The 24,718-nt window shown below is 67.4% G+C and carries 29 protein-coding genes; all 29 read right to left on the reverse strand.

The genetic code is table 11. The features are described from left to right. Window position 1: 1 nt before the first annotated feature. Window positions 2-580: an adenylate kinase gene (locus CFT82_RS03740; RefSeq protein WP_088817699.1), complete on the reverse strand. Its 579-nt coding sequence runs from the start codon at window positions 578-580 to the stop codon at window positions 2-4. Continuing rightward, window positions 577-1,896: a preprotein translocase subunit SecY gene (secY, locus tag CFT82_RS03745; protein WP_088817700.1), complete on the reverse strand. Its 1,320-nt coding sequence runs from the start codon at window positions 1,894-1,896 to the stop codon at window positions 577-579. Before secY ends, CFT82_RS03740 begins: the two co-directional genes overlap by 4 nt. Before the next feature lie 222 nt (window positions 1,897-2,118). Further along, window positions 2,119-2,607 carry a 50S ribosomal protein L15 gene (gene rplO, locus CFT82_RS03750; RefSeq protein WP_088817701.1) on the reverse strand — a complete coding sequence of 163 codons (489 nt, stop codon included), beginning with the start codon at window positions 2,605-2,607 and terminating at the stop codon, window positions 2,119-2,121. 2 nt (window positions 2,608-2,609) lie between these two features. After that, window positions 2,610-2,792: a 50S ribosomal protein L30 gene (rpmD, locus tag CFT82_RS03755; RefSeq protein WP_088817702.1), complete on the reverse strand. Its 183-nt coding sequence runs from the start codon at window positions 2,790-2,792 to the stop codon at window positions 2,610-2,612. Further along, window positions 2,792-3,487, reverse strand: a complete 696-nt coding sequence (gene rpsE / locus CFT82_RS03760; RefSeq protein ID WP_088817703.1) for a 30S ribosomal protein S5 — start codon at window positions 3,485-3,487, stop codon at window positions 2,792-2,794. The genes rpmD and rpsE overlap by 1 nt, the downstream gene beginning before the upstream one ends. A 37-nt stretch (window positions 3,488-3,524) precedes the next feature. Then, window positions 3,525-3,899, reverse strand: coding sequence for a 50S ribosomal protein L18 (gene rplR / locus CFT82_RS03765; protein WP_088817704.1), 375 nt, complete (start codon window positions 3,897-3,899; stop codon window positions 3,525-3,527). Window positions 3,900-3,902: 3 nt separating this feature from the next. Next, window positions 3,903-4,442: a 50S ribosomal protein L6 gene (gene rplF, locus CFT82_RS03770; protein WP_088817705.1), complete on the reverse strand. Its 540-nt coding sequence runs from the start codon at window positions 4,440-4,442 to the stop codon at window positions 3,903-3,905. A 26-nt stretch (window positions 4,443-4,468) separates the two neighbouring features. Further along, window positions 4,469-4,867 (reverse strand): 30S ribosomal protein S8, encoded by a 399-nt coding sequence (gene rpsH, locus CFT82_RS03775; protein WP_088817706.1) that lies wholly within the window; start codon window positions 4,865-4,867, stop codon window positions 4,469-4,471. 134 nt (window positions 4,868-5,001) lie between these two features. Beyond that, the gene (locus CFT82_RS03780) at window positions 5,002-5,187 is read right to left on the reverse strand and encodes a type Z 30S ribosomal protein S14 (protein ID WP_088817707.1); all 186 of its coding nucleotides are present in this window, start codon (window positions 5,185-5,187) and stop codon (window positions 5,002-5,004) included. Between the two features lies 1 nt (window position 5,188). Then, the gene (gene rplE / locus CFT82_RS03785; protein ID WP_088818312.1) at window positions 5,189-5,767 is read right to left on the reverse strand and encodes a 50S ribosomal protein L5; all 579 of its coding nucleotides are present in this window, start codon (window positions 5,765-5,767) and stop codon (window positions 5,189-5,191) included. Window positions 5,768-5,781: 14 nt separating this feature from the next. After that, window positions 5,782-6,156, reverse strand: a complete 375-nt coding sequence (gene rplX, locus CFT82_RS03790; RefSeq protein WP_088817708.1) for a 50S ribosomal protein L24 — start codon at window positions 6,154-6,156, stop codon at window positions 5,782-5,784. Between the two features lie 2 nt (window positions 6,157-6,158). Further along, entirely contained in the window at window positions 6,159-6,527 is a 369-nt protein-coding gene (gene rplN, locus CFT82_RS03795; RefSeq protein WP_088817709.1) for a 50S ribosomal protein L14, read from the reverse strand. Window positions 6,528-6,642: 115 nt separating this feature from the next. Continuing rightward, a complete protein-coding gene (gene rpsQ / locus CFT82_RS03800; RefSeq protein WP_088817710.1) occupies window positions 6,643-6,951 on the reverse strand; it encodes a 30S ribosomal protein S17 in 309 nt (102 codons plus the stop codon). Continuing rightward, the gene (rpmC, locus tag CFT82_RS03805; RefSeq protein WP_088817711.1) at window positions 6,951-7,187 is read right to left on the reverse strand and encodes a 50S ribosomal protein L29; all 237 of its coding nucleotides are present in this window, start codon (window positions 7,185-7,187) and stop codon (window positions 6,951-6,953) included. Before rpmC ends, rpsQ begins: the two co-directional genes overlap by 1 nt. Then, window positions 7,187-7,606 (reverse strand): 50S ribosomal protein L16, encoded by a 420-nt coding sequence (gene rplP / locus CFT82_RS03810; RefSeq protein ID WP_088817712.1) that lies wholly within the window; start codon window positions 7,604-7,606, stop codon window positions 7,187-7,189. The genes rpmC and rplP overlap by 1 nt, the downstream gene beginning before the upstream one ends. Next, window positions 7,606-8,436 (reverse strand): 30S ribosomal protein S3, encoded by an 831-nt coding sequence (rpsC, locus tag CFT82_RS03815; protein ID WP_088817713.1) that lies wholly within the window; start codon window positions 8,434-8,436, stop codon window positions 7,606-7,608. Before rpsC ends, rplP begins: the two co-directional genes overlap by 1 nt. Beyond that, entirely contained in the window at window positions 8,436-8,813 is a 378-nt protein-coding gene (gene rplV / locus CFT82_RS03820) for a 50S ribosomal protein L22 (protein WP_088817714.1), read from the reverse strand. Before rplV ends, rpsC begins: the two co-directional genes overlap by 1 nt. A gap of 64 nt (window positions 8,814-8,877) precedes the next feature. After that, a complete protein-coding gene (gene rpsS / locus CFT82_RS03825; protein WP_088817715.1) occupies window positions 8,878-9,156 on the reverse strand; it encodes a 30S ribosomal protein S19 in 279 nt (92 codons plus the stop codon). A 15-nt stretch (window positions 9,157-9,171) separates the two neighbouring features. Further along, entirely contained in the window at window positions 9,172-10,008 is an 837-nt protein-coding gene (gene rplB / locus CFT82_RS03830; protein ID WP_088817716.1) for a 50S ribosomal protein L2, read from the reverse strand. Window positions 10,009-10,055: 47 nt separating this feature from the next. Beyond that, entirely contained in the window at window positions 10,056-10,376 is a 321-nt protein-coding gene (gene rplW / locus CFT82_RS03835; protein ID WP_088817717.1) for a 50S ribosomal protein L23, read from the reverse strand. Next, window positions 10,373-11,041, reverse strand: coding sequence for a 50S ribosomal protein L4 (rplD, locus tag CFT82_RS03840; RefSeq protein WP_088817718.1), 669 nt, complete (start codon window positions 11,039-11,041; stop codon window positions 10,373-10,375). Before rplD ends, rplW begins: the two co-directional genes overlap by 4 nt. A 1-nt stretch (window position 11,042) precedes the next feature. After that, a complete protein-coding gene (rplC, locus tag CFT82_RS03845; protein WP_088818313.1) occupies window positions 11,043-11,702 on the reverse strand; it encodes a 50S ribosomal protein L3 in 660 nt (219 codons plus the stop codon). Between the two features lie 8 nt (window positions 11,703-11,710). Continuing rightward, a complete protein-coding gene (gene rpsJ, locus CFT82_RS03850) occupies window positions 11,711-12,019 on the reverse strand; it encodes a 30S ribosomal protein S10 (protein WP_006946210.1) in 309 nt (102 codons plus the stop codon). Window positions 12,020-12,466: 447 nt separating this feature from the next. Next, a complete protein-coding gene (gene tuf, locus CFT82_RS03855; protein WP_088817719.1) occupies window positions 12,467-13,660 on the reverse strand; it encodes an elongation factor Tu in 1,194 nt (397 codons plus the stop codon). Between the two features lie 127 nt (window positions 13,661-13,787). Beyond that, complete coding sequence (gene fusA / locus CFT82_RS03860; protein WP_088817720.1) at window positions 13,788-15,893, reverse strand: elongation factor G; 2,106 nt, start codon at window positions 15,891-15,893, stop codon at window positions 13,788-13,790. 89 nt (window positions 15,894-15,982) lie between these two features. Continuing rightward, window positions 15,983-16,453, reverse strand: coding sequence for a 30S ribosomal protein S7 (rpsG, locus tag CFT82_RS03865; protein ID WP_088817721.1), 471 nt, complete (start codon window positions 16,451-16,453; stop codon window positions 15,983-15,985). Further along, window positions 16,453-16,827, reverse strand: a complete 375-nt coding sequence (gene rpsL, locus CFT82_RS03870; protein ID WP_088817722.1) for a 30S ribosomal protein S12 — start codon at window positions 16,825-16,827, stop codon at window positions 16,453-16,455. Before rpsL ends, rpsG begins: the two co-directional genes overlap by 1 nt. Before the next feature lie 342 nt (window positions 16,828-17,169). Next, on the reverse strand, window positions 17,170-21,063 hold the full coding sequence (locus CFT82_RS03875; protein WP_088817723.1) for a DNA-directed RNA polymerase subunit beta': 3,894 nt from the start codon (window positions 21,061-21,063) through the stop codon (window positions 17,170-17,172). 56 nt (window positions 21,064-21,119) lie between these two features. Then, complete coding sequence (rpoB, locus tag CFT82_RS03880; protein ID WP_088817724.1) at window positions 21,120-24,605, reverse strand: DNA-directed RNA polymerase subunit beta; 3,486 nt, start codon at window positions 24,603-24,605, stop codon at window positions 21,120-21,122. Window positions 24,606-24,718 lie beyond the last annotated feature (113 nt).

Genomic DNA, 24,718 nt, shown 5'->3' on the forward strand with positions numbered 1-24,718 from the left:
GTCACGTCCCGGCGATCGGGTCGAGCACGGCGTTGAGGCGCTCGGTGACCTCGTCGATCTCGCCCTCGCCGTCGACGGTGGTGAGCATCCCGCGCTCGGAGTAGGCCTCGCTGAGCGGGGCGGTCTGCTCGGTGTAGACCTCCATGCGGTGACGGATGACCTCCTCGGTGTCGTCCACCCGCCCCTCGATCTCGGCGCGCTTGAGCAGTCGCTGCACGACCTCCTCGGAGTCCACGACCAGCTCGACGACGACGTCGAGCTGCACCCCGCTGTCGGCGAGCATCCGGTCGAGGGCCTCCACCTGGCCGAGGTTGCGGGGGTAGCCGTCGAGCAGGAAGCCCTGCTGGGCGTCCGGCTGCGCCAGCCGGTCGGCGACGATGCGGTTGGTCAGCTCGTCCGGGACCAGGCCGCCGCTGGCGGTGATCTCCTTGACCTGCTGCCCCAGCTCGGTCTCGGCCTTGATGTTGGCGCGGAAGATGTCACCGGTGGAGATGGCCGGGATGCCGTAGCGCTCGGCGATGCGGGAGGCCTGGGTGCCCTTGCCGGCACCGGGGGGGCCGAGGATGATCATGCGGGTCATCGGAGGAATCCTTCGTACTCGTGCTGCTGCAGCTTGGACTCGATCTGCTTGACCGTCTGCAGACCGACACCCACGACGATGAGCAGCGAGGCACCGCCGAAGGGGAAGTCGCCGATGCTCCCGAGCGCGTCGAGGGCATAGAGCGGGATGAGGGCCAGGACGCCAAGGTACAGCGCACCCGGGGTGGTGATGCGGTTCAGGACGTAGCGCAGGTAGTGGGCGGTCGGCTTCCCGGCGCGGACCCCGGGCACGAAGCCGCCGTAGCGCTTCATCGAGTCCGCGACGTCGTCCGGGTCGAAGGTGATCGACGTGTAGAAGAAGGCGAAGAAGACGATGAGGACGAAGTAGACGAGCACGTAGACCGGGTCGGTGCCCATGGTCAGGTGCCGGCTCACCCACTCGATCCAGGCCGCCGGTCGGGTCCCGTCGTCGGGGGTCCGGAACTGCGCGGCCATCATCGGCAGCATGAGGATCGAGCTGGCGAAGATGATCGGGATGACGTTCGCCATGTTGAGCTTCAGCGGGATGTAGGTGGAGGTCCCGCCGTACATGCGCCGTCCCACCATGCGCTTGGCGTACTGCACCGGGATCCGGCGCTGGCACTGCTCGACGAAGACCACGATCGTGAGGATCGCCAGGCCCAGGAGGAGCACCAGCACGAACTTGTCCCAGCCCCGGTCCTTGATGGCCCACAGCGAGCCCGGGAAGCCGGCGGCGATGGCCGTGAAGATGAGCAGCGACATGCCGTTGCCGACGCCGTGCTCGGTGATCTGCTCACCGAGCCACATCACCAGGCCGGTCCCCGCGGTGAGCGTCAGAACCATGAGCGAGACGGTCCAGAGGCTGTCGTCGGTCATGATCGTCGGGCACGCCTCCGGGGCTCCCCCGAAGAGCTGCCACGGGTTGCGCGCGAAGGTGATGAGGGTGGAGGACTGCAGCACCGCCAGACCGATCGTCAGGTAGCGCGTGTACTGCGTCATCTTGGCCTGGCCGGAGGAGCCCTCCTGCTTGAGGCGCTCGAAGTGCGGGATGACCACGGTCAGCAGCTGCACGATGATGCTCGCGGTGATGTACGGCATGATCCCGAGCGCGAAGATCGAGAGCTGCAGCATGGCGCCGCCGGAGAACATGTTGGTCAGGCCCAGCAGGGAGTTGCTGCCCGATCCCATCTCGCGGCACTGCTGCACCAGCTGGTAGTTGATGCCGGGCGTCGGCACGTGGGAACCCAGGCGGAAGAGCGCCATGATCGCCAGCGTGAACAGCAGTTTGCCCCGCAGCTCGGGCGTGCGGAACGCCCGTCCGAATGAGCTGAGCACGGAACCTCCAGGTCTCCCGCCCGTGCCCGCACGCAGCGGCACCGGGGCGGTGGGAAATCGTGGGCCGACGAAGCGGCGCTCCGGCGGGTCGCGGACGCGGCTGCGTCGCAGGCGACCCTAACACCCGGGGGTCGCCGGAACCGGGGACGACGACGCCCCCGTCGACCTTCGTCGGCGGGGGCGTCATCGGGTGCGGTGCCCGGGGGCACCACGGTCACACGGTCAGCGTGCGGTGACGGAACCGCCGGCGGCCGTGATCTTCTCCTGCGCGGACGCGGAGAACTTGTCGACGGTCAGGGTGACCGGGACGGTGATCTCACCCTCGCCGAGCACCTTGACCGGCTGGTTCTTGCGGACCAGGCCCGCCTCCACCAGCTTCTCGACGGTGACCTCGCCACCCTGCGGGAAGTGCGCAGCGATCTGCTGCACGTTCACCACCTGGTAGCTCACCTTGAACGGGTTCTTGAAGCCGCGCAGCTTCGGCATGCGCATGTGCAGGGGGGTCTGGCCACCCTCGAAGCGCTCCGGAACCTGGTAGCGGGCCTTCGTACCCTTGGTACCACGACCGGCGGTCTTGCCCTTCGACGCCTCACCACGACCCACACGGGTCTTGGCCTTCTTGGCACCGGGGGCCGGACGGAGGTCGTGGACCTTCAGCGGGGACTCGCTCGTCTCGACCTGCTCGGTCTGCTGGGTGTCGTCCTTCGCCATCGTCAGTTCACCTCCTCCATCGTCACCAGGTGGGTGACGCTCTTGACCATGCCACGGATCTCCGGGCGGTCCTGCTTCTCGACGGTGTGGCCGATCCGCTTCAGGCCCAGCGTCCGCAGCGTCTCACGGTGCTGCGGCTTGGCGCCGATGGCGGAACGGGTCTGGGTCACCTTGAGCGTGGCCATCAGGCCCCCTCTCCGGCAGCCGCGGCGCGGGCGCGGAGCATCGCGGCGGGCGCGACGTCCTCGATCGGCAGACCGCGGCGGGCGGCCACGGCCTCCGGCTGCTCCAGCTGGCGCAGCGCCTGCACCGTGGCGTGCACGATGTTGATCTGGTTGTCCGAACCGAGGGACTTGCTCAGGACGTCGTGGATGCCGGCGCACTCCAGCACCGCACGCACCGGGCCACCGGCGATCACACCGGTACCCGGCGAGGCCGGGCGGAGCATGACGATGCCGGCGGAGTCCTCACCCTGGGTGGGGTGGGGGATGGTCCCGCCGATGCGAGCCACGCGGAAGAAGTTCTTCTTGGCCTCCTCGACACCCTTGGCGATCGCCAGGGGCACCTCCTTGGCCTTTCCGTAGCCGACACCCACGGTGCCGTCGCCGTCACCCACCACGACGAGCGCGGTGAAGCTGAAGCGGCGACCACCCTTGACGACCTTGGCCACACGGTTGATCGTGACGACGCGCTCGAGGTACTGGTTGCCCTCGTCGCGGCCGCCCCGGCCACCACGGCCGCCGTCACGGCCGCCACGGTCGTTGCGGTTGCCACCACGGTTGTCGTTGCGCGTGTTGCCACGCTCGTTGGTGTTGCCACCGGCGCGGTTGTCCTGCACCTCTGCCCCGGTGAGCTCGCCTCCCTGCTGAGTCTCAGCCATCAGAGGTCCTTTCCCTGAGTTGCACGAGTAGCGTTCATCACAGCGTCAGACCACCCTCACGGGCGCCGTCGGCCACGGCCGCGACACGACCGGCGTAGCGGTTGCCACCACGGTCGAACACGACGACCTCGACACCAGCGGCCTTCGCACGCTCGGCGACGAGCTCGCCGACCTTGCGGGCCTTGGCGGACTTGTCCGCCTCGGAGGCACGCAGCTCCGGCTCCATGGTGGAGGCCGAGGCCAGGGTGCGACCGACGGTGTCGTCGATGACCTGGACGAACATGTGACGGCTGGAGCGGTGCACCGCGAGACGCGGGCGCTCGCTCGTGCCGGTCACCTTCTTGCGCAGGCGGGCGTGACGACGCTCTCGGGAGGCCACGCTGCCCTTGGGGCGCTTGACGATCATAGCCATGGCTTACTTACCAGCCTTTCCGACCTTGCGGCGGATGTGTTCGCCCTCGTAGCGCACACCCTTGGCCTTGTACGGGTCGGGCTTGCGGAGCTTGCGGATGTTGGCCGCGACCTCACCGACGAGCTGCTTGTCGATGCCGCTCACGGCGACCTTGGTCGGGCCGTCCAGGGTGAAGGTGATCCCCTCGGGGGCCTTCACCAGGATCGGGTGCGAGTAGCCGAGCGCGAACTCCAGGTCCGAGCCCTTCGCCACCACGCGGTAACCGGTACCGGAGATCTCGAGGCGCTTGGTGTAGCCCTCGGTCACGCCGGTGACCATGTTCTGGATCAGGGTGCGCGCCAGGCCGTGACGGGCACGGGACTCGCGCTCCTCGTCCGGGCGGGACACCACGATGGCACCCTCCTCGTCACGAGCAGCGGTGATCGGCTCCGGCAGGGTGACGTCCAGCTCACCCTTCGGGCCCTTCACGGTGACGTCCTGACCGTCGATGGTCACGTCGACACCGTTGGGCACAGTGACGGGAAGTCGTCCAATACGAGACATTTCTCAGTTCCTTCCTCGTCCGGGGCTCACCAGACGTAGGCGAGGACTTCCCCACCCACACCCTTGGCAGCGGCCTGCTTGTCGGTCAGAAGGCCCGAGGAGGTCGACAGGATCGCGATGCCCAGGCCACCCAGGACCCGCGGCAGGTTGGTCGACTTCGCGTACACGCGCAGACCGGGCTTGGACACCCGGCGCACCCCGGCGATGGAGCGCTCGCGGTTCGGGCCGTACTTCAGGGAGATGACGAGGGTCTTGCCGACCTCCGCCTCCTCCTCGGTCCAGTCGCCGATGTAACCCTCGTTCTTGAGGATGTCGGCGATGTGGGACTTCAGCTTCGAGAACGGCATGCGGACCTCGTCGTGCTGCGCCGAGTTGGCGTTGCGCACGCGGGTCAGCATGTCCGCGATCGGATCGGTCATGGTCATGGGCTGGATCGCCCTTCCTCATCCTGGTTTCGCCGGGCGGTCGGTGTCATCCGACCTGGGATCGTCCGGATCCTGCACGCACGGGGCGCGCCCGGGGACCTGTGATGGAGTGGGTGGATATCAGGACTTGCAGGTCACCAAGAGGACTTGGTGACGCCGGGGAGCTGGCCGGCGTGGGCCATCTCGCGCAGGCAGATGCGGCACAGGCCGAACTTGCGGTACACCGAGTGCGGGCGGCCGCAGCGCTGGCAGCGCGTGTAGGCCCGGACGGCGAACTTCGGCTTGCGGGCGGCCTTGTTCTTCAGAGCGGTCTTCGCCACGTCAGTTCTCCTTGAACGGGAAGCCCAGCGCGCGAAGCAGCGCGCGGCCCTCGTCGTCGGTCTGGGCGGTGGTCACGACCGTGATGTCCATGCCGCGGACGCGGTCGATCTTGTCCTGGTCGATCTCGTGGAACATGGACTGCTCCGTGAGGCCGAAGGTGTAGTTGCCCTGGCCGTCGAACTGCTTCGGGGACAGGCCACGGAAGTCGCGGATACGGGGCAGGGCCACCGACACCAGACGGTCCAGGAACTCCCACATGCGGTCGCCACGCAGGGTGACGTTCGCGCCGATGGGCATGCCCTCACGGAGCTTGAACTGGGCGATCGACTTCTTCGCCCGGTTCACGCGGGGCTTCTGACCGGTGATGACGGTCAGGTCCTTGATGGCGCCGTCGATGAGCTTGGAGTCGCGGGCGGCGTCGCCCACACCCATGTTCACGACGACCTTGGTGACGCCGGGGATCTGCATCACGTTGGCGTAGTTGAACTCCGACATCAGCGTGTCCCGGATCTCGGAGCGGTAGCGCTCCTTGAGGCGCGGGACCGGACGCTGCGCCGGAGCAGCGGTCTGCTCGGTCATCTCGGTGGTCTCACTCATGCCAGGTCCTTGCCCGAGCGCACGGCCACGCGGGTGCGGGTCGCCTTCTGACGACCGTTGCGCTCGACGTTCTCGACGCGCGTGCGGACACGGGTCGGGGTGTTGGTCTCCGGGTCCACCAGCGCCACGTTGGACACGTGGATGGGGGCCTCGACGGTCTGGATGCCGCCGGCGCCTCCGCCCACGCCTGCGCGGGTGTGCTTGGTCACGCGGTTGATGCCCTCGACGAGCACGCGCTGGCGCTCCGGGTACACCTCGATGACGCGACCGGTCTTGCCCCGGTCACCACCGTTGGCCTGCGTACGGCCGGTGATGACCTGGACGAGGTCGTTCTTCTTGATCTTCATCTTGGGCGTCTTGTGGGCCGCCATGATCAGATCACCTCCGGGGCGAGGGACACGATGCGCATGAACTGCTTGTCACGCAGCTCGCGTCCGACGGGGCCGAAGATGCGGGTGCCACGGGGCTCCCCATCGGCCTTGAGGATGACGGCGGCGTTCTCGTCGAAGCGGATGTAGCTGCCGTCGGGACGGCGCCGCTCCTTCGAGGTGCGGACGATGACCGCCTTGACGACGTCACCCTTCTTCACGTTGCCGCCGGGGATGGCGTCCTTGACCGACGCGACGATCGTGTCGCCGATGCCGGCGTAGCGACGACCCGAACCGCCGAGAACCCGGATGCACAAGATCTCCTTGGCACCGGTGTTGTCGGCGACGCGCAGTCGCGACTCCTGCTGGATCACTACATTCTCCTGTCGTCGAGCAGGTTCTCACCCCTCCTTGCGGGGGTGAGCCTTGCCGAACCGGATGGTCGGAGGGTGGGGGCGAAGCGTACTCCGCCCCCACCATCGATGCTTCTTACTTGGCCTTCTCCACGACCTCGACCAGGCGCCAGCGCTTGGTCGCAGAGGTCGGACGGGTCTCGGCGATGCGGACGAGGTCGCCGATGCCGGCGGTCTCGTTCTCGTCGTGGGCCTTCACCTTGGTCGTCTTGCGGATGACCTTGCCGTACAGCGCGTGGGTGACGCGCTGCTCCAGCTCCACGGTGATCGTCTTGTCCATCTTGTCGGACACGACGTAGCCGCGACGCTCCTTGCGGAAGTGGCGGCCGCCGGGGGCCAGCAGCTTGCCGTCCTCGGACACCTGCTGGGTGTTCTGCTCAGTCATCACGCCTCCTGCGGGGAACGACCGATGTTGAGCTCGCGCTCACGCATCTCGGTGTAGATCCGGGCGATGTCCTTGCGGACCGCCTTGAGGCGGCTGCTGTTGGTCATCTGACCCGTGGCGGACTGGAAACGGAGGTTGAACAGCTCCTGCTTGGCCTCGGCCAGGGCGTCACGCAGCCCCTGGTCGTCCATGCCGCGCAGGTCCTCCATGGTCTTGTCGTCGGAGCCGAGCGCCATCAGACGTCACCACCCTCACGTGCCACGATGCGGCACTTCATCGGAAGCTTGTGCATGGCCAGACGCAGGGCCTCACGCGCGACCTCGTCGGAGACACCCGAGAGCTCGAACATGATGCGGCCCGGCTTCACGTTGGCCACCCACCACTCGGTGGAACCCTTACCGGAACCCATGCGGACCTCGGCGGGCTTCTTCGTCAGCGGGCGGTCGGGGAAGATGTTGATCCACACCTTTCCGCCTCGCTTGATGTGACGGGTCATCGCGATACGCGCGGACTCGATCTGACGGTTGGTCACGTAGGCCGGCGACAGGGCCTGGATGCCGTAGTCACCGAAGGCCAGCTCGGTGCCACCCTTCGCCATACCGGCACGCTTGGGGTGGTGCTGCTTGCGGTGCTTGACGCGACGCGGGATCAGCATCAGTTCTCGCCTCCCTCGGCGGCCGGCGCCTGGGCAGCGGCCTCGGTGCTGGCGCCCTGCGGCGCCTCGTTGCGGGGTCCACGACCGCGGCCACGACCACGCGGGGCCTCGCCGCCACGGCCACGGCCCGGACGGTCACCACGACCGCGGCCACGCTGCGGGGCGTTGGCCTGCTCGCGGGCGAGCTCCTTGTCGGTCATGTCGCCCTGGTAGATCCAGACCTTCACGCCGATGCGGCCGAAGGTGGTCTTGGCCTCGTGGAACCCGTAGTCGATGTTCGCCCGGAGGGTGTGCAGCGGCACGCGGCCCTCGCGGTAGAACTCGGTCCGGCTCATCTCGGCGCCGCCGAGACGGCCCGAGCACTGCACGCGGATGCCCTTGGCGCCGGCGCGCTGCGCGGACTGGATGCCCTTCTTCATCGCACGGCGGGTCGACACGCGGGCCGACAGCTGCTCGGCGATGCCCTGGGCGACCAGCTGGGCCACGGCCTCGGGGTTCTTCACCTCGAGGATGTTCAGCTGGACCTGCTTGCCGGTCAGCTTCTCGAGCTGACCGCGAAGGCGGTCCGCCTCGGCACCACGGCGACCGATGACGATGCCCGGACGAGCGGTGTGGATGTCCACACGCACGCGGTCACGGGTGCGCTCGATCTCGACCTTGGCGATACCGGCGCGCTCCATGCCGTCGGTCAGGAGCTTGCGGATCGCGACGTCCTCGCGCACGAAGTCCGCGTAGCGCTGGCCCTCGGCGGTGGAGTCGGCGAACCACCGGCTCTTGTGGTCGGTGGTGATGCCCAGACGGAAGCCGTGCGGGTTGATCTTCTGACCCATCAGCGGGTCCCTCCCTTGGCGTCATCGTCGTTCGGCTGCGACACGACCACGGTGATGTGGCTCGTGCGCTTCAGGATCTTGCTGGCCCGGCCCTGAGCACGCGGACGGAACCGCTTCATGCTCGGACCCTCGTCGACGAAGGCCTCGCTGATGAGCAGCGAGTTCTCGTCAAAGGCAACAGCGTCGCGGTCAGCCATGAACCGGGCGTTCGCAATAGCGCTCTGCAGCACCTTCATGACCGGCTCGCTCGCACCCTGGGGGGCGAACTGCAGCACGGACAGGGCCTCAGCGGCCTGCTTGCCACGGATCAGGTCCACGACGCGGCGAGCCTTCATGGGCGTCACGCGGACGTACCGCGCCTGCGCCTTGGCTTCCATGTCAGTCCCTCTTCAGTCGTAAGTGGTTGGTTGTGGTCGCCGGACGGCGATCACGGTGCTGAGATCAGCGACGGCCCTTGCGGTCGTCCTTGACGTGACCCTTGAAGGTCTTCGTCGGCGCGAACTCCCCGAGCTTGTGGCCGACCATCGCCTCGGTCACGAAGACCGGGACGTGCTTGCGGCCGTCGTGCACGGCCAGGGTGTGGCCGAGCATCTCCGGGGTGATCATGGAACGACGCGACCAGGTCTTGATCACGTTCTTCGTGCCGGCTTCGTTCTGAGCGTCCACCTTCTTGGCGAGGTGGTCGTCGACGAAGGGGCCCTTCTTGAGGCTACGAGGCATCTCCAGGTGCTCCTATCAGCGCTTCTTGCCGGTACGACGACGGCGAACGATCAGCTTGTCGCTGGCCTTGCCCTTCTGGCGGGTGCGGCCCTCCCGCTGGCCCCAGGGGCTCACCGGGTGACGACCACCGGACGTCCGGCCCTCACCACCACCGTGCGGGTGGTCAACGGGGTTCATCACGACACCACGCACGGTCGGGCGCTTGCCCTTCCAGCGCATGCGGCCGGCCTTGCCCCAGTTGATGTTGGACTGCTCGGCGTTGCCGACCTCGCCGATGGAGGCGCGGCAGCGGGCGTCGACGTTCCGGATCTCGCCGGACGGCATGCGGAGCTGCGCGTACGGGCCCTCCTTGGCCACCAGCTGGACGCGGGTGCCGGCGGAGCGGGCGATCTTCGCACCGCCGCCGGGCCGCAGCTCGATGGCGTGGATGACCGTACCGACCGGGATGTTGCGCAGCGGCAGGTTGTTGCCCGGCTTGATGTCGGCGCCGGGGCCGGACTCGACCGTGGCGCCCTGCTCCAGGTGACGCGGCGCGATGATGTAGCGCTTCTCACCGTCGGCGTAGTGCAGCAGCGCGATGCGCGCCGTGCGGTTGGGGTCGTACTCGATGTGGGCGACCTTCGCCGGCACGCCGTCCTTGTCCGCTCGACGGAAGTCGATCAGACGGTAGGCGCGCTTGTGGCCACCACCGATGTGACGGGTGGTGATGCGCCCGGAGGTGTTGCGTCCTCCGGACTTGGTCAGCGGACGCACCAGGGACTTCTCCGGGGTGCTCCGGGTGACCTCGACGAAGTCCGCGGCGCTCGAGCCGCGGCGGCCCGGGGTCGTGGGCTTGTGCTTGCGGATTGCCATGTTGGGGTCCTAGCTCCGTACTCGTGTCTCGTCTCGATATCCCGGGCTCAGTTGCCTGCGCCGAAGATGTCGATCGAGCCTTCCTTGAGCGTGACGATGGCGCGCTTGGTGTCCTTGCGTCGGCCAATGCCGAAGCGGGTCCGACGGGCCTTGCCCACGCGGTTCATCGTGTGGACCGAGGCGACCTTGACGTCGAAGATCTTCTCGACGGCAAGCTTGATCTCGGTCTTGTTGGCGCGCGGGTCGACCAGGAAGGTGTACTTCCCCTCGTCGAGGAGGGCGTAGGACTTCTCGGAGACCACCGGCGCGAGCAGGATGTCGCGGGGGTCCTTGCCGATTGCCGCGGCGTTGGTGGTGGGGGTGCTCATCGGGCGACCTCCTGCTTCTCAGCGTTCTCGTGGGCGGTCTGCTGACCACCGGAGATGAAGGCCTCCAGCGCACCGGCCGTGAAGAACACGTCGTCCGCACACATCACGTCATAGGTGTTCAGCTGGTCGGCGAAGAGCGCGTGCACGTCCGGGAGGTTGCGCAGGCTCTTCAGGGCCAGCTCGTCCCCACGCTCCAGCACGACCAGCAGGCTGCGACGGTCGGTCTGACCGCGGAGCAGCGTGGCCGCGCTGCGGGTGGACGGGGTGTCCCCCTCCAGCACGCTGGACAGCACGTGGATGCGGCCGTGGCGAGCACGGTCGGAGAGCGCGCCACGCAGGGCGGCGGCCTTCATCTTCTTGGGGGTCCGCTGCGCGTAGTCACGCGGCTGCGGGCCGTGGACGGTGCCACCGCCGGCGAACTGCGGCGCACGGGTCGAGCCCTGACGGGCGCGGCCGGTGCCCTTCTGGCGGTACGGCTTGCGACCACCACCGCGCACCTCGGCGCGCGTCTTGGTGGCGTGCGTGCCCTGGCGGGCGGCAGCCAGCTGGGCCACGACGACCTGGTGGATCAGCGGCACGTTGACGGCCACGTCGAAGATCTCGGCGGGCAGCTCGGTGGTGCCGGTGGTCTGGCCAGCGGGGCTGATGATGTCGATCGTCGGCATGTCAGGCTCCCTTCACGGAGGAGCGCACGAGGACGAGGCCGCCACGCGGGCCGGGAACGGCACCGGTGATGAGCAGCAGACCCTTCTCGGCGTCCACGGCGTGGATGGACAGGTTCTGGGTGGTCTGACGCTCGCCGCCCATGCGACCCGCCATGCGGGTGCCGCGGAAGACGCGGCCGGGCGTGGCGCAGCCACCGATGGAACCGGGCTTGCGGTGGTTGCGGTGCGCACCGTGGGAGGCGCTGACACCAGCGAACCCGTGGCGCTTCATGACACCGGCGAAACCCTTGCCCTTGGTGGTCCCGACGAGGTCGACCGACTGGCCGGCCTCGAAGGTCTCCACGGTGAGCTCCTGGCCCAGCTCGTAGGACTCGAAGTCCCCGGTGCGCAGCTCGGTGAGGTGGCGACGCGGGGTCACGCCGGCCTTCTCGAAGTGGCCACACATGGGCTGGCTCACCTTGCGGGGGTCGATGTCGCCGGTGGCGATCTGGACGGCGCCGTAGCCGTCGGCCTCCGGGGTGCGGATCTGGGTCACCACGTTCGGGGCGACCTGCACCACCGTGACCGGGACCAGGCGGTTCTCGGCATCCCACACCTGGGTCATGCCGAGCTTGGTGCCCAGCAGTCCGGAGTAGGTGCGCTGCACGGTCTTCTCAGTCATGGTGGCGCTCACAGCTTGATCTCGATGTTCACGTCAGCCGGGAGGTCGAGTCGCATCAGGGAGTCGACCGCCTTGGGGGTCGGGTCCACGATGTCGATGAGGCGCTTGTGCGTGCGCATCTCGAAGTGCTCTCGGCTGTCCTTGTACTTGTGCGGGGACCGGATGACGCAGAAGACGTTCTTCTCCGTCGGAAGGGGCACAGGGCCCACTACGGTCGCGCCCGCACGGGTCACGGTGTCCACGATCTTCCGCGCCGAAGAGTCGATGACCTCATGGTCATACGACTTCAGCCGGATGCGGATCTTCTGTCCCGCCATCGGTTCGTTGACTCTCTCTCGTCGTACCGCTCTGGTCATGGCGGCCATCTCCCCGACCCCCGCGCTCGGGCGTGTCGCGCTTTGCGGACACACCACGACCTTGCGGGTCGTTCCGGGTGGGGCCTGCGGCCCCGGATGACCGGGTTCGTGCTCCGGTCGGACAGCGACCGGTCTCCCAGCGGGAGGGGAGCACGAGCTCCACGGTCGGACCTGCCTCGTCCGGAAGGGCGCGGGTGCTGACCAGCAGAGGATCCGGGTCCCAGCGGGACCGACCTTCTGTGCTGATGTGCAGACACGCCCAACAAGCAACTTGCCTATTCTGGCACACCCGGGAGCAGGAACAAAATCTGCACCCCGGACGACGCGGAAGGCCCCCGACCATGGAGGTCGGGGGCCTTCGGCGGTGCGGACTCTCCCGCGGCGCCCAGTGCCCGTGAGGGCGCTGGATCAGTCCAGGATCTTGGTGACCTGGCCGGCGCCGACGGTGCGGCCACCCTCACGGATGGCGAACTTGAGGCCCTCCTCCATGGCGACCGGCTGGATGAGCTCGACGGTCATCTCGGTGTTGTCACCGGGCATGACCATCTCGGTGCCCTCCGGCAGGTCGACCACACCGGTGACGTCCGTGGTGCGGAAGTAGAACTGCGGACGGTAGTTGTCGTAGAACGGGGTGTGACGGCCACCCTCGTCCTTCGACAGGATGTAGACCGAGCCCTCGAACTTCTTGTGCGGGGTGATCGAGCCGGGCTTGCAGATGACCTGGCCGCGCTCGACGTCCTCGCGCTTGGTGCCACGGAGCAGCAGACCGACGTTCTCACCGGCGCGGCCCTCGTCGAGCAGCTTGCGGAACATCTCGATGCCGGTGACGGTGGTGGACTGCTTGTCCTCACGGATACCGACGATCTCGATCTCGTCGTTGACGTTCAGGACACCGCGCTCGATACGGCCGGTCACCACGGTGCCGCGACCGGTGATGGTGAACACGTCCTCGACGGGCATCAGGAACGGCTTGTCGATGTCGCGCTCCGGCTCCGGGATGGCCTTGTCGACCTCGGACATCAGCTCGATGATCTTGTCGCCCCACTTCTCGTCGCCCTCGAGCGCCTTGAGTGCGGAGACCTGGACCACCGGCACCTCGTCGCCCGGGAAGTCGTACTCGGAGAGGAGCTCACGGACCTCCATCTCGACGAGCTCCATGATCTCCTCGTCGTCGACCATGTCCGACTTGTTCAGCGCGACGCAGATGTACGGAACGCCGACCTGGCGGGCCAGGAGGACGTGCTCCTTGGTCTGCGGCATCGGGCCGTCGGTCGCGGCGACCACGAGGATGGCGCCGTCCATCTGGGCAGCACCGGTGATCATGTTCTTCACGTAGTCAGCGTGACCGGGGCAGTCGACGTGCGCGTAGTGGCGCTCCTCGGTCTGGTACTCGATGTGGGAGATCGAGATCGTGATGCCGCGCTGCTTCTCCTCGGGAGCCTTGTCGATGGTGTCGAAAGGCGACGCCTCGTTCAGCTCGGGGTAACGGTCGTGCAGCACCTTGGAGATGGCGGCCGTCAGCGTCGTCTTGCCGTGGTCGATGTGACCGATGGTGCCGATGTTGACGTGCGGCTTGCTCCGCTCGAACTTTGCCTTCGCCACTGGGGTCCTCCTGTTGGACTGTGGTCTCGCGCCCGTCCCGCCGCGGGATTGCGGCGGGCGGGACGCAAGTATTGCTGGTTACTGGGAACTGGTGCGAATCAGGCCGTGTGAGTGTACCCGGTGGGGGTCACTCGCCACGAACCTTCTTCACGATCTCCTCGGCGACGTTGCGCGGAACCTCGCCGTAGGAGTCGAACTGCATGGAGTAGTTGGCACGACCCTGGGTCTTGGACCGCAGGTCACCGACGTACCCGAACATCTCGGACAGCGGGACCGAGGCGCGAACGACCTTGGCACCGGTGATGTCCTCCATGGACTGGATGGTGCCACGGCGCGCGTTGATGTCACCGATGACGTCACCCATGTAGTCCTCCGGAGTGCGCACCTCGACGGCCATCAGCGGCTCGAGGAGGACCGGGTCCGCCTTGCGGACGGCCTCCTTGAGCGCCATGGAACCGGCGATCTTGAACGCCATCTCCGAGGAGTCGACGTCGTGGTAGGCACCATCCATGAGGGTGGCCTTGATGCCCACGAGCGGGTAGCCCGCGAGGACACCGAGCTGCATGGCCTCCTGGATGCCCTGGTCCACCGAGGGGATGTACTCCTTCGGGACGCGGCCACCGACGACGGCGTTCTCGAACTCGTAGAACGTCCCGTCCTCGGCCTCCTCCATCGGCTCGAACTTCAGCTGGACCTTGGCGAACTGACCCGAGCCACCCGTCTGCTTCTTGTGGGTGTAGTCGAGCTTGTCGACCGCGCGACGGATCGTCTCGCGGTAGGCCACCTGCGGCGCACCGACGTTGGCCTCGACCTTGAACTCGCGCTTCATGCGGTCCACGAGGATGTCCAGGTGGAGCTCGCCCATGCCGCCGATGACGGTCTGGCCGGTCTCCTCGTCCAGGCGCACGGTGAAGGTGGGGTCCTCCTCCGCGAGCTTCTGGATCGCCGTGCCGAGCTTCTCCTGGTCACCCTTGGTCTTGGGCTCGATGGCCACGTGGATCACCGGGTCCGGGAAGGTCATCGACTCCAGAACGACCGGCTGGTCGATCGCGGAGAGGGTGTCACCGGTGGTGGTGTCCTTCAGGCCGATCACGGCGTAGATGTGACCAGCGGTCACCTTCTCCACCGGGTTCTCCTTGTTGGCGTGCATCTGGAAGAGCTTGCCCAGACGCTCCTTCTTGCCCTTGGTCGCGTTGTACACGGGACTGCCGGAGGCGATCTCGCCGGAGTACACGCGGATGTAGGTCAACGTGCCGAAGAAGGGGTGCGTGGCGACCTTGAAGGCCAGGGCCGCGAAGGGCTCGTCGGCGGACGGCGCACGCGTGACGGTGGTCTCGTCGTCGCTGGCGAGGAGGCCCTCGATCGGGGGCAGGTCCACCGGGGACGGCAGGTAGGCCACGATGGCGTCGAGCAGCGGCTGGACACCCTTGTTCTTGAAGGCCGTGCCGCAGAACACCGGGTTGACCTCGCCGGCCAGCGTCAGCTTGCGGACGCCCGCGTGGATCTCCTCCTCGGTGAGCTCCTCGCCACCGAGGTACTTGTCGAGCAGCTCCTCGTCGGCCTCGGCCACCTTCTCCACGAGCTGGGCGCGGTACTCCTCGGCCTTCTCCTGCAGGTCGGCCGGGATGTCAACGGTCTCGTAGGCCTCGCCGAGCGGGGTCTCCTTCGACCAGGTCATCGCCTTCATGGTGACCAGGTCGACCATGCCGATGAAGTCGGACTCGGCTCCGATGGGCAGCTGCATGACCAGCGGGGTCGCACCGAGACGGTCGACCATGGTCTGCACGGAGTAGTAGAAGTCCGCGCCCATCTTGTCCATCTTGTTGATGAAGCACATGCGCGGGACGCCGTACTTGTCGGCCTGCCGCCACACGGTCTCGGACTGCGGCTCGACGCCCTCCTTGCCGTCGAAGACGGCGACGGCGCCGTCCAGGACGCGGAGGTTGCGCTCGACCTCGACCGTGAAGTCGACGTGGCCGGGCGTGTCGATCAGGTTGATCTGGGTGCCCTTCCAGAAGCTGGTGACCGCGGCGGAGGTGATCGTGATGCCACGCTCCTTCTCCTGGTCCATCCAGTCGGTGGTCGACGCACCGTCGTGCGTCTCACCCATCTTGTGGTTCACACCCGTGTAGAACAGGATGCGCTCGGTGGTCGTGGTCTTGCCGGCGTCGATGTGCGCCATGATGCCGATGTTGCGGACCTGCTTGAGGTCCGTGAGGACGTCCTGTGCCACGTTGTCTCTTCTCGTGTTGCGGTGGTCGGTGCGAAATGGGACTGACGGTCACCGATGATGCCGCAGGGGCACCATCGGTGACCACCCGGTCACCAGCGGTAGTGCGCGAACGCCTTGTTGGCCTCGGCCATCTTGTGGGTGTCCTCGCGGCGCTTCACCGCAGCACCCAGACCGTTCGAGGCGTCGAGGATCTCGTTCATGAGACGCTCGGTCATCGTCTTCTCGCGACGCTGCCGGGCGTAGCCCACCAGCCAGCGGAGGGACAGGGCGGTCGCACGACCGGGCTTGACCTCGATCGGCACCTGGTAGGTCGCACCACCGACACGGCGGGACTTGACCTCGAGCGCCGGGCGGATGTTGTCCAGGGCGCGCTTCAGGGTCTGGACGGGGTCGGTGTCCGTCTTCTCGCGCACGCCCTCCATGGCGCCGTAGACGATGGACTCGGCGACGGACTTCTTGCCGTCCACCAGGATCTTGTTCACCAGCTGCGTGACCAGCGGCGACCCGTAGACCGGGTCGATGGCCAGGGGGCGCTTCGGAGCGGGGCCCTTACGAGGCATTACTTCTTCTCCTTCTTCGCGCCGTAGTGGGAACGAGCCTGGTTGCGGTCCTTGACGCCCTGGGCGTCGAGGGCACCACGAACGATCTTGTAACGGACACCCGGGAGGTCCTTCACGCCGCCGCCGCGCACGAGCACGATGGAGTGCTCCTGCAGGTTGTGGCCGACGCCGGGGATGTAGGCCGTCACCTCGATGCCGGAGGTCAGGCGCACGCGCGCGACCTTGCGGAGGGCCGAGTTCGGCTTCTTGGGGGTCGTGGTGTACACGCGTGTGCACACGCCACGACGCTGGGGCGAGCCCTTGAGGGCCGGGGCGTCAAACTTCTTGACCTTGTCCCGGCGGCCCTTGCGGACCAGCTGGTTGATGGTAGGCACTGAGGAAACTCCGTGTTTCGTCGTTGTCGCCGCCTGAGCGGCTCCTTGGATGAGTCGCGCGGGGTGGATGTTCCGGGAACCACGGGCGGCACCGCCGCCTGCGCCCTCGCGCGCTCCCCCACCTGCACTTCCGGGATCGGAGCCGCCCATGGAGACCATGGACGGGCGGTCGATCGCGGCTGCCCGGCGGAGGTGGTGTGGACCGAGCCCACACCAATCGAAGATTCTATGGGGAACTGCCGAACAACGCCAAATCAAGCAGACGCGACGAGGGGCCCCTCGGTGGAGGGGCCCCTCGTCGCGCTGGGAGGCGGTGCCCGGCGGGTCCGCTCCCCGTTCAGGTCACCAGCGGAAGTCGCCGGTGTCGACCTCGTCGAGGCGCACCGCCTCGCCGGTGCCCTCGCCGAAGGCGGAGAAGTCGAAGCCCTCGAAGTCGGTCATCGAGTAGGCCTGCGCCTTCGCCTCCTCCGTGGGCTCCACGGTGACATTCCGGTAGCGCTGCAGACCGGTGCCCGCCGGGATGAGCTTTCCGAGGATGACGTTCTCCTTGAGCCCCAGCAGCGGGTCACCCTTGCCGTGCATGGCGGCCTCGGTGAGGACGCGGGTCGTCTCCTGGAAGGAGGCGGCCGACAGCCACGACTCGGTGGCCAGCGAGGCCTTGGTGATGCCCATGAGCTCCGGACGACCGGCGGCGGGCTTGCCACCCTCGGCCACGACCTCACGGTTCTGGGTCTCGAAGCGCGAGCGCTCCACCAGGTCACCGGCCAGCAGCGTGGTGTCGCCCTGGTCGATGATCGTGATCCGGCGCAGCATCTGGCGCACGATGACCTCGATGTGCTTCTGGTGGATGGACACACCCTGCTGGCGGTACACGCCCTGCACCTCGTCCACCAGGTGCTGCTGCACCGCACGCGGGCCGAGGATGCGCAGGACCTGCTTCGGGTCCACGGCACCGATGACCAGCTGCTGACCGGCGGCGACCTGCTCGCCCTCCTCCACCAGGAGGCGGGCGCGCTTGCCGACGAGGTACGCGTGCTCCTCCGTGCCGTCGTCCGGCACCAGGATCAGGCGACGCTGCTTGTCGGCGTCCTCGATCCGGATGCGGCCGGCGGCCTCGGCGATCGGGGCCACACCCTTGGGGGTGCGGGCCTCGAAGAGCTCGACGACGCGCGGCAGACCCTGCGTGATGTCGTCACCGGCCACACCACCGGTGTGGAAGGTGCGCATCGTGAGCTGGGTACCGGGCTCACCGATCGACTGGGCCGCGACGATGCCGACGGCCTCGCCGATGTCGACCAGCTGACCGGTGGCCAGGGACCGGCCGTAGCACTTGGCGCAGGTGCCGACCGAGGACTCGCAGGTCAGCACGGAACGCACCTTGACGGTGGTGACGCCACCGGCGACGAGCTCCTCGATGAGCACGTCACCCAGGTCGTCCCCGGCCCGGGCCAGCAGCTGGCCCTCGTGCTCGACGTCCTCGGCCACGGTCCGTGCGTAGGCACTGGACTCGACCTCCTCGTCGACCACCACGGAACCGTCGCCGAGCGCCTGGCCGATGGTGACCTTCACGCCCCGCTCGGTGCCGCAGTCGGCCTCGCGGACGATGACGTCCTGCGAGACGTCCACGAGACGACGGGTCAGGTAGCCCGAGTCGGCGGTACGCAGAGCGGTGTCGGCCAGACCCTTGCGGGCACCGTGGGTCGAGATGAAGAACTCCAGCACGGTCAGGCCCTCGCGGAACGAGGCCTTGATCGGACGCGGGATGATCTCGCCCTTGGGGTTGGCCATGAGGCCACGCATGCCGGCGATCTGACGCAGCTGGAACCAGTTACCACGGGCACCGGAGGTCACCATCTTGAAGATGGGGTTGTCGGCCGGGAAGTGGGCCTCCATGACCTTGGCGACCTCGTTGGTGGCCTGGGTCCAGATCTCGATGAGCTCCTGCCGGCGCTCGTCGTCCGTGATCAGACCACGCTCGTACTGCACCTGGACCTTGGCGGCCTTGCTCTCGTACGCCTCGAGGATCTCGGTCTTGTTGTCCGGCACCACCACGTCGGAGATGGCGACCGTCGTCCCCGAGCGCGAGGCCCAGTGGAAGCCGTTCTCCTTGAGCGCGTCCAGCGAGGCGGCGACGTCGACCTTGTCGTAGCGCTCGGCCAGGGCGTTGATGATGTTCGACAGGACCTTCTTGTCGACCGCGTTGTTGACGAACGGGAAGTTCTCCGGCAGCGACTCGTTGAAGATCGCCCGGCCCAGCGTGGTGCGCAGGGTCAGCGTCGGGGCGTAGCCGTGCTCGTCGAGCTCGACCTCCCCCTCGAAACCGGCCGGCGGCACGACGTGGTCCAGCCGCACCCGGATCGGGGTGCCCAGCGTGATCTCGCCACGGTCGAAGGCCATGCGGGCCTCGGCCGGGGAGGTGAAGCTGCGGATCTCCTCGTCGGGCAGGTCCTCGGTCCCGAGCTCCGCCAGCGTCAGGTGGTACAGGCCGATGATCATGTCCTGGGTGGGCATGGTCACCGGACGACCGTCCGCCGGCTTGAGGATGTTGTTGCTCGAGAGCATGAGGATGCGCGCCTCGGCCTGGGCCTCGGCAGACAGCGGCACGTGCACGGCCATCTGGTCACCGTCGAAGTCGGCGTTGAACGCGGTGCAGACCAGCGGGTGGATCTGGATGGCCTTGCCCTCGATGAGCTGCGGCTCGAAGGCCTGGATGCCCAGTCGGTGCAGCGTGGGAGCACGGTTCAGCAGCACCGGGTGCTCGGTGATGACCTCCTCGAGCACGTCCCACACCATCGGGTTGTGGCGCTCGACCATGCGCTTGGCCGACTTGATGTTCTGGGCGTGGTCCAGGTCCACCAGGCGCTTCATGACGAAGGGCTTGAAGAGCTCCAGGGCCATCTGCTTCGGCAGGCCGCACTGGTGCAGCTTCAGCTGCGGGCCGACCACGATGACCGAACGGCCCGAGTAGTCGACGCGCTTGCCCAGCAGGTTCTGACGGAAGCGCCCCTGCTTGCCCTTGAGCATGTCCGAGAGCGACTTCAGCGGACGGTTGCCCGGCCCGGTGACCGGGCGGCCGCGACGACCGTTGTCGAACAGGGAGTCCACGGACTCCTGCAGCATGCGCTTCTCGTTGTTGATGATGATCTCGGGGGCACCGAGGTCGAGGAGGCGCTTGAGCCGGTTGTTGCGGTTGATCACCCGGCGGTACAGGTCGTTCAGGTCGGAGGTCGCGAAGCGGCCACCGTCCAGCTGCACCATCGGGCGCAGGTCCGGCGGGATGACCGGGACGACGTCCAGGACCATGCCCTCGGGCTCGTTGTCGGTGGTCAGGAAGGCCGTGACCACCTTGAGGCGCTTCAGGGCACGGGTCTTCTTCTGGCCCTTGCCGGTCTCGATGATCTCGCGCAGCTTCTCGGCCTCGGCCTCGAGGTCGAAGCTCTGCAGACGCTTCTGCAGGGCACCGGCACCCATGCCGCCCTCGAAGTACATGCCGAAGCGGTCCCGCATCTCGCGGTAGAGCATCTCGTCGCCCTCGAGGTCCTGGACCTTGAGGTTCTTGAAACGGTCCCAGACCTGCTCGACGCGCTCGATCTGCTGGTCGGCCCGCTTGCGGATCTGGTTCATCTCCCGCTCGGCCGAGTCACGGACCTTGCGCTTGGCGTCGGACTTGGCGCCCTCGGCCTCCAGCTCGGCCAGGTCGGCCTCGAGCTTCTTGGCACGGGTCTCCACGTCTGCGTCGCGACGGTTCTCCAGGGCCTTGATCTCGGTCTGGATCTCCGCCTCGAGCGAGGGCAGGTCGTCGTGGCGACCCTCCTCGTCCACCGAGGTGATCATGTAGGCGGCGAAGTAGATGACCTTCTCGAGGTCCTTCGGAGCGAGGTCCAGGAGGTAGCCCAGACGGCTCGGGACGCCCTTGAAGTACCAGATGTGCGTCACCGGGGCGGCGAGCTCGATGTGGCCCATGCGCTCACGACGCACGGCCGAGCGGGTCACCTCGACGCCGCAGCGCTCGCAGATGATGCCCTTGAAGCGGACGCGCTTGTACTTGCCGCAGTAGCACTCCCAGTCCCGGGTGGGGCCGAAGATCTTCTCGCAGAAGAGGCCATCCTTCTCGGGCTTGAGGGTGCGGTAGTTGATGGTCTCGGGCTTCTTGACCTCGCCGTGCGACCACGTGCGGATGTCGTCCGCGGTGGCCTGGCTGATGCGAAGCTCGTCGAAGAAGTTGACGTCGAGCACTGATGTCCTTCTCTCGTGTTCCGGGGCTAGAGGGTTTGCTCGTGCGGGGTCGTGGATCAGACCTCTTCGACCGAGCTCGGCTCACGCCGGCTCAGGTCGATGCCGAGCTCCTCCGCCGCGCGGAAGACCTCCTGGTCCTGCTCGCGCAGGTCGATGTTCTGGCCGTCGGTCGAGAGGACCTCGACGTTCAGGCACAGGGACTGCATCTCCTTGATGAGCACCTTGAAGGACTCGGGGATGCCGGGCTCCGGGACGTTCTCGCCCTTGACGATCGACTCGTAGACCTTCACCCGGCCGGTCACGTCGTCGGACTTGATGGTCAGGAGCTCCTGCAGGGCGTAGGCGGCGCCGTACGCCTCCAGGGCCCAGACCTCCATCTCACCGAAGCGCTGACCACCGAACTGGGCCTTGCCGCCCAGCGGCTGCTGGGTGATCATCGAGTACGGACCAGTCGAACGGGCGTGGATCTTCTCGTCCACCAGGTGGTGGAGCTTGAGGATGTACATGTAGCCCACGGAGACCGGCTCCGGGTACGGCTCACCGGTGCGGCCGTCGAACAGCCGGGCCTTGCCGGACCCGTCGATCAGGCGATCGCCGTCGCGGGAGGGCAGGGTCGAGTCGAGCAGACCGGTGATCTCCTCCTCCTCGGCGCCGTCGAAGACCGGGGTGGCCACGCGGGTCCACGGGCCGGCCTCGTAGTGCTCCGCGGAGAGGTTCGCGGCCCACTCGGGGTCGCCCTCGATCTTCCAGCCGTTGGCCGCGGCCCAGCCGAGGTGCAGCTCGAGGATCTGACCGACGTTCATGCGGCTCGGCACACCGAGCGGGTTGAGCACCACGTCGACCGGGGTGCCGTCGGGCAGGAAGGGCATGTCCTCGACCGGGAGGATCTTGGAGATGACGCCCTTGTTGCCGTGACGGCCGGCGAGCTTGTCACCGTCGGTGATCTTGCGCTTGTTCGCGACGTAGACGCGGACCATCTGGTTCACGCCCGGGGGCAGCTCGTCGCCCTCCTCGCGGTCGAAGACGCGCACGCCGATGACCGTTCCGGTCTCACCGTGCGGCACCTTCATGGAGGTGTCCCGGACCTCGCGGGCCTTCTCGCCGAAGATCGCGCGCAGGAGGCGCTCCTCCGGGGTCAGCTCGGTCTCACCCTTCGGGGTGACCTTGCCGACCAGGAGGTCGCCGTCACGCACCTCGGCACCGATGCGGATGATGCCGCGCTCGTCCAGGTCCGCCAGGACCTCGTCGGAGACGTTCGGGATCTCCCGGGTGATCTCCTCCGGGCCGAGCTTGGTGTCACGGGCGTCGATCTCGTGCTCCTCGATGTGGATCGAGGAGAGGGTGTCGTCGCGGACGAGGCGCTGCGACAGGATGATCGCGTCCTCGTAGTTGTAGCCCTCCCAGGGCATGAAGGCCACGAGCAGGTTCTTGCCCAGCGCCATCTCACCACCATCGGTCGACGGACCGTCGGCCACGAGGGTGCCCTTCTCCAGGCGGTCGCCGGGGGCGACCACGACCCGCTGGTTGTAGCAGGTGCCCTGGTTGGAGCGGCTGAACTTGTCGATCCGGTAGCTCTGGTAGGTGCCGTCGTCGTTGGCCACCTGCACGAGGTCGGCGGAGACCGACTGGACCACACCGGGCTTCTCGGCGCGGACGACGTCACCGGTGTCCAGGGCGGCACGGTGCTCGATGCCGGTCCCCACCAGCGGGGCCTCGGCCTGCACCAGCGGCACGCCCTGACGCTGCATGTTCGCACCCATGAGGGCGCGGTTGGCGTCGTCGTGCTCGAGGAAGGGGATCATCGCGGTCGCGGCCGACACCATCTGGCGCGGGGAGACGTCCATGAAGTCCACGTCGTCGCGCGGCACGAACTCGACCTCGCCGCCCTTGGAGCGGACCAGCACGCGTTCCCCCGCGAACTGACCGTCGGAGGTCAGCTTCGCATTGGCCTGCGCGATGACGAACTCGTCCTCCTCGTCCGCGGTCAGGTAGTGCACCTCGTCGGTGACGCTGCCCTGGACGACCTTGCGGTACGGGGTCTCGACGAAGCCGAAGGGGTTGATGCGCGCGTAGGACGCCAGCGCACCGATCAGACCGATGTTCGGCCCCTCGGGCGTCTCGATGGGGCACATGCGGCCGTAGTGCGACGGGTGGACGTCACGGACCTCCATGCCGGCGCGGTCACGGGACAGACCGCCGGGGCCCAGGGCGGACAGACGGCGCTTGTGCGTCAGCCCGGCCAGCGGGTTGTTCTGGTCCATGAACTGCGACAGCTGCGAGGTGCCGAAGAACTCGCGGATCGCCGCCACCACCGGGCGGATGTTGATCAGCGTCTGCGGGGTGATCGCCTCGACGTCCTGGGTGGTCATGCGCTCCCGGACCACGCGCTCCATGCGCGACAGACCGGTCCGGACCTGGTTCTGGATGAGCTCGCCGACCGTGCGCAGGCGACGGTTGCCGAAGTGGTCGATGTCGTCGGTCTCGACGCGCAGGTCGACCGTCTCGCCGTTGCGGACGCCCGCCATGTGGTTCTCGCCGGCGTGCAGGGCCACCAGGTACTTGATGGTGCGCACGATGTCGTCGACGCCGAGGGTGTTCTCCTCGAGGCCGGCGTCCAGGCCGAGCTTCTTGTTGATCTTGTAGCGGCCGACCTTCGCCAGGTCGTAGCGCTTGCCGTTGAAGTACAGGTTGTCCAGCAGGTTCTGCGCGGCCTCCACCGTCGGGGGCTCGCCCGGGCGCAGCTTGCGGTAGATGTCGAGCAGCGCCTCGTCCTGGTTGGCGGTGTGGTCCTTCTCCAGGGTGGCCCGGATCGACTCGTACTCGCCGAACTCCTCGAGGATCTGCGCCTCGGTCCAGCCCAGGGCCTTGAGCAGGACGGTCACCGACTGCTTGCGCTTGCGGTCGACGCGCACACCGACCATGTCCTTCTTGTCGACCTCGAACTCCAGCCACGCACCACGGCTGGGGATGATCTTGGCGCCGTAGATCTCCTTGTCCGTCGCCCGGTCGAAGGAGCGGTCGAAGTAGACGCCCGGGGAACGCACGATCTGGGACACCACGACACGCTCGGTGCCGTTGATGATGAAGGTGCCGCGCTTGGTCATCAGGGGGAAGTCGCCCATGAAGACGGTCTGCGACTTGATCTCACCGGTGTCACCGTTCATGAACTCGGCGGTGACGAAGAGCGGAGCGGCGTAGGTCATGTCGCGCTCGATGCACTCGTCCTCGGTGTACTTGATCTCCTCGAAGCGGTGCTCGGAGAAGCTCAGGGACATCGTCTCGGAGAAGTCCTCGATCGGGGAGATCTCCTCGAAGATCTCCTCCAGACCCGACTTCTCGGAGATGTCGTTGCGCCCGGCAGCCTTCGCCTCGGCGACACGCTCCTGCCAGGCTTCGTTGCCGAGGAGCCAGTCGAAGCTCTCCGTCTGGAGCGCGAGGAGGTCCGGCACCTCCAGTGGCTCGTCGATGCGGGAGAACGACAGACGCCCGGAAGCGGTGCGTGCGGTCACAACGGTCTGGTCAGCAGTGCGCGAGGCAGCCAAGGAGTGTCCTTCCTCAAGGCCGTGCATGTTCGGTGCGGTCCGCGCCACCGGAGGTCCCCCACCACTCACCGGCATCGTGATCCTCGGCCACACCCGACGACACTCGGCTCCCT

It is taken from the genome of Kytococcus aerolatus, assembly GCF_900187395.1.
Lineage (GTDB): Bacteria > Actinomycetota > Actinomycetes > Actinomycetales > Dermatophilaceae > Kytococcus > Kytococcus aerolatus.

Coding starts and splice junctions, on each gene's coding strand:
- rpmD (WP_088817702.1), bottom strand. CDS start 2,792: ATGGCCACGCTCAAGGTGACCCAGACCCGTTCCGCCATCGGCGCCAAG.
- rpsH (WP_088817706.1), bottom strand. CDS start 4,867: ATGACCATGACCGATCCGATCGCGGACATGCTGACCCGCGTGCGCAAC.
- rpsG (WP_088817721.1), bottom strand. CDS start 16,453: ATGCCTCGTAAGGGCCCCGCTCCGAAGCGCCCCCTGGCCATCGACCCG.
- rplW (WP_088817717.1), bottom strand. CDS start 10,376: ATGAGCACCCCCACCACCAACGCCGCGGCAATCGGCAAGGACCCCCGC.
- rplV (WP_088817714.1), bottom strand. CDS start 8,813: ATGGAAGCCAAGGCGCAGGCGCGGTACGTCCGCGTGACGCCCATGAAG.
- rplP (WP_088817712.1), bottom strand. CDS start 7,606: ATGCTGATCCCGCGTCGCGTCAAGCACCGCAAGCAGCACCACCCCAAG.
- rpsC (WP_088817713.1), bottom strand. CDS start 8,436: ATGGGTCAGAAGATCAACCCGCACGGCTTCCGTCTGGGCATCACCACC.
- rplC (WP_088818313.1), bottom strand. CDS start 11,702: ATGACTGAGAAGACCGTGCAGCGCACCTACTCCGGACTGCTGGGCACC.
- rpsS (WP_088817715.1), bottom strand. CDS start 9,156: ATGCCTCGTAGCCTCAAGAAGGGCCCCTTCGTCGACGACCACCTCGCC.
- rpsJ (WP_006946210.1), bottom strand. CDS start 12,019: ATGGCGGGACAGAAGATCCGCATCCGGCTGAAGTCGTATGACCATGAG.
- rplE (WP_088818312.1), bottom strand. CDS start 5,767: ATGACCGAGCAGACCGCTGCTCCGGCGCAGCGTCCGGTCCCGCGCCTC.
- rplD (WP_088817718.1), bottom strand. CDS start 11,041: ATGCCGACGATCGACATCATCAGCCCCGCTGGCCAGACCACCGGCACC.
- CFT82_RS03740 (WP_088817699.1), bottom strand. CDS start 580: ATGACCCGCATGATCATCCTCGGCCCCCCCGGTGCCGGCAAGGGCACC.
- rpsQ (WP_088817710.1), bottom strand. CDS start 6,951: ATGACTGAGCAGAACACCCAGCAGGTGTCCGAGGACGGCAAGCTGCTG.
- rplR (WP_088817704.1), bottom strand. CDS start 3,899: ATGGCTATGATCGTCAAGCGCCCCAAGGGCAGCGTGGCCTCCCGAGAG.
- rplX (WP_088817708.1), bottom strand. CDS start 6,156: ATGGCGGCCCACAAGACGCCCAAGATGAAGATCAAGAAGAACGACCTC.
- rpsE (WP_088817703.1), bottom strand. CDS start 3,487: ATGGCTGAGACTCAGCAGGGAGGCGAGCTCACCGGGGCAGAGGTGCAG.
- rplO (WP_088817701.1), bottom strand. CDS start 2,607: ATGGCGAAGGACGACACCCAGCAGACCGAGCAGGTCGAGACGAGCGAG.
- rplF (WP_088817705.1), bottom strand. CDS start 4,442: ATGTCTCGTATTGGACGACTTCCCGTCACTGTGCCCAACGGTGTCGAC.
- rpmC (WP_088817711.1), bottom strand. CDS start 7,187: ATGGCGCTCGGCTCCGACGACAAGACCATGGAGGACCTGCGCGGCATG.
- rplB (WP_088817716.1), bottom strand. CDS start 10,008: ATGGCAATCCGCAAGCACAAGCCCACGACCCCGGGCCGCCGCGGCTCG.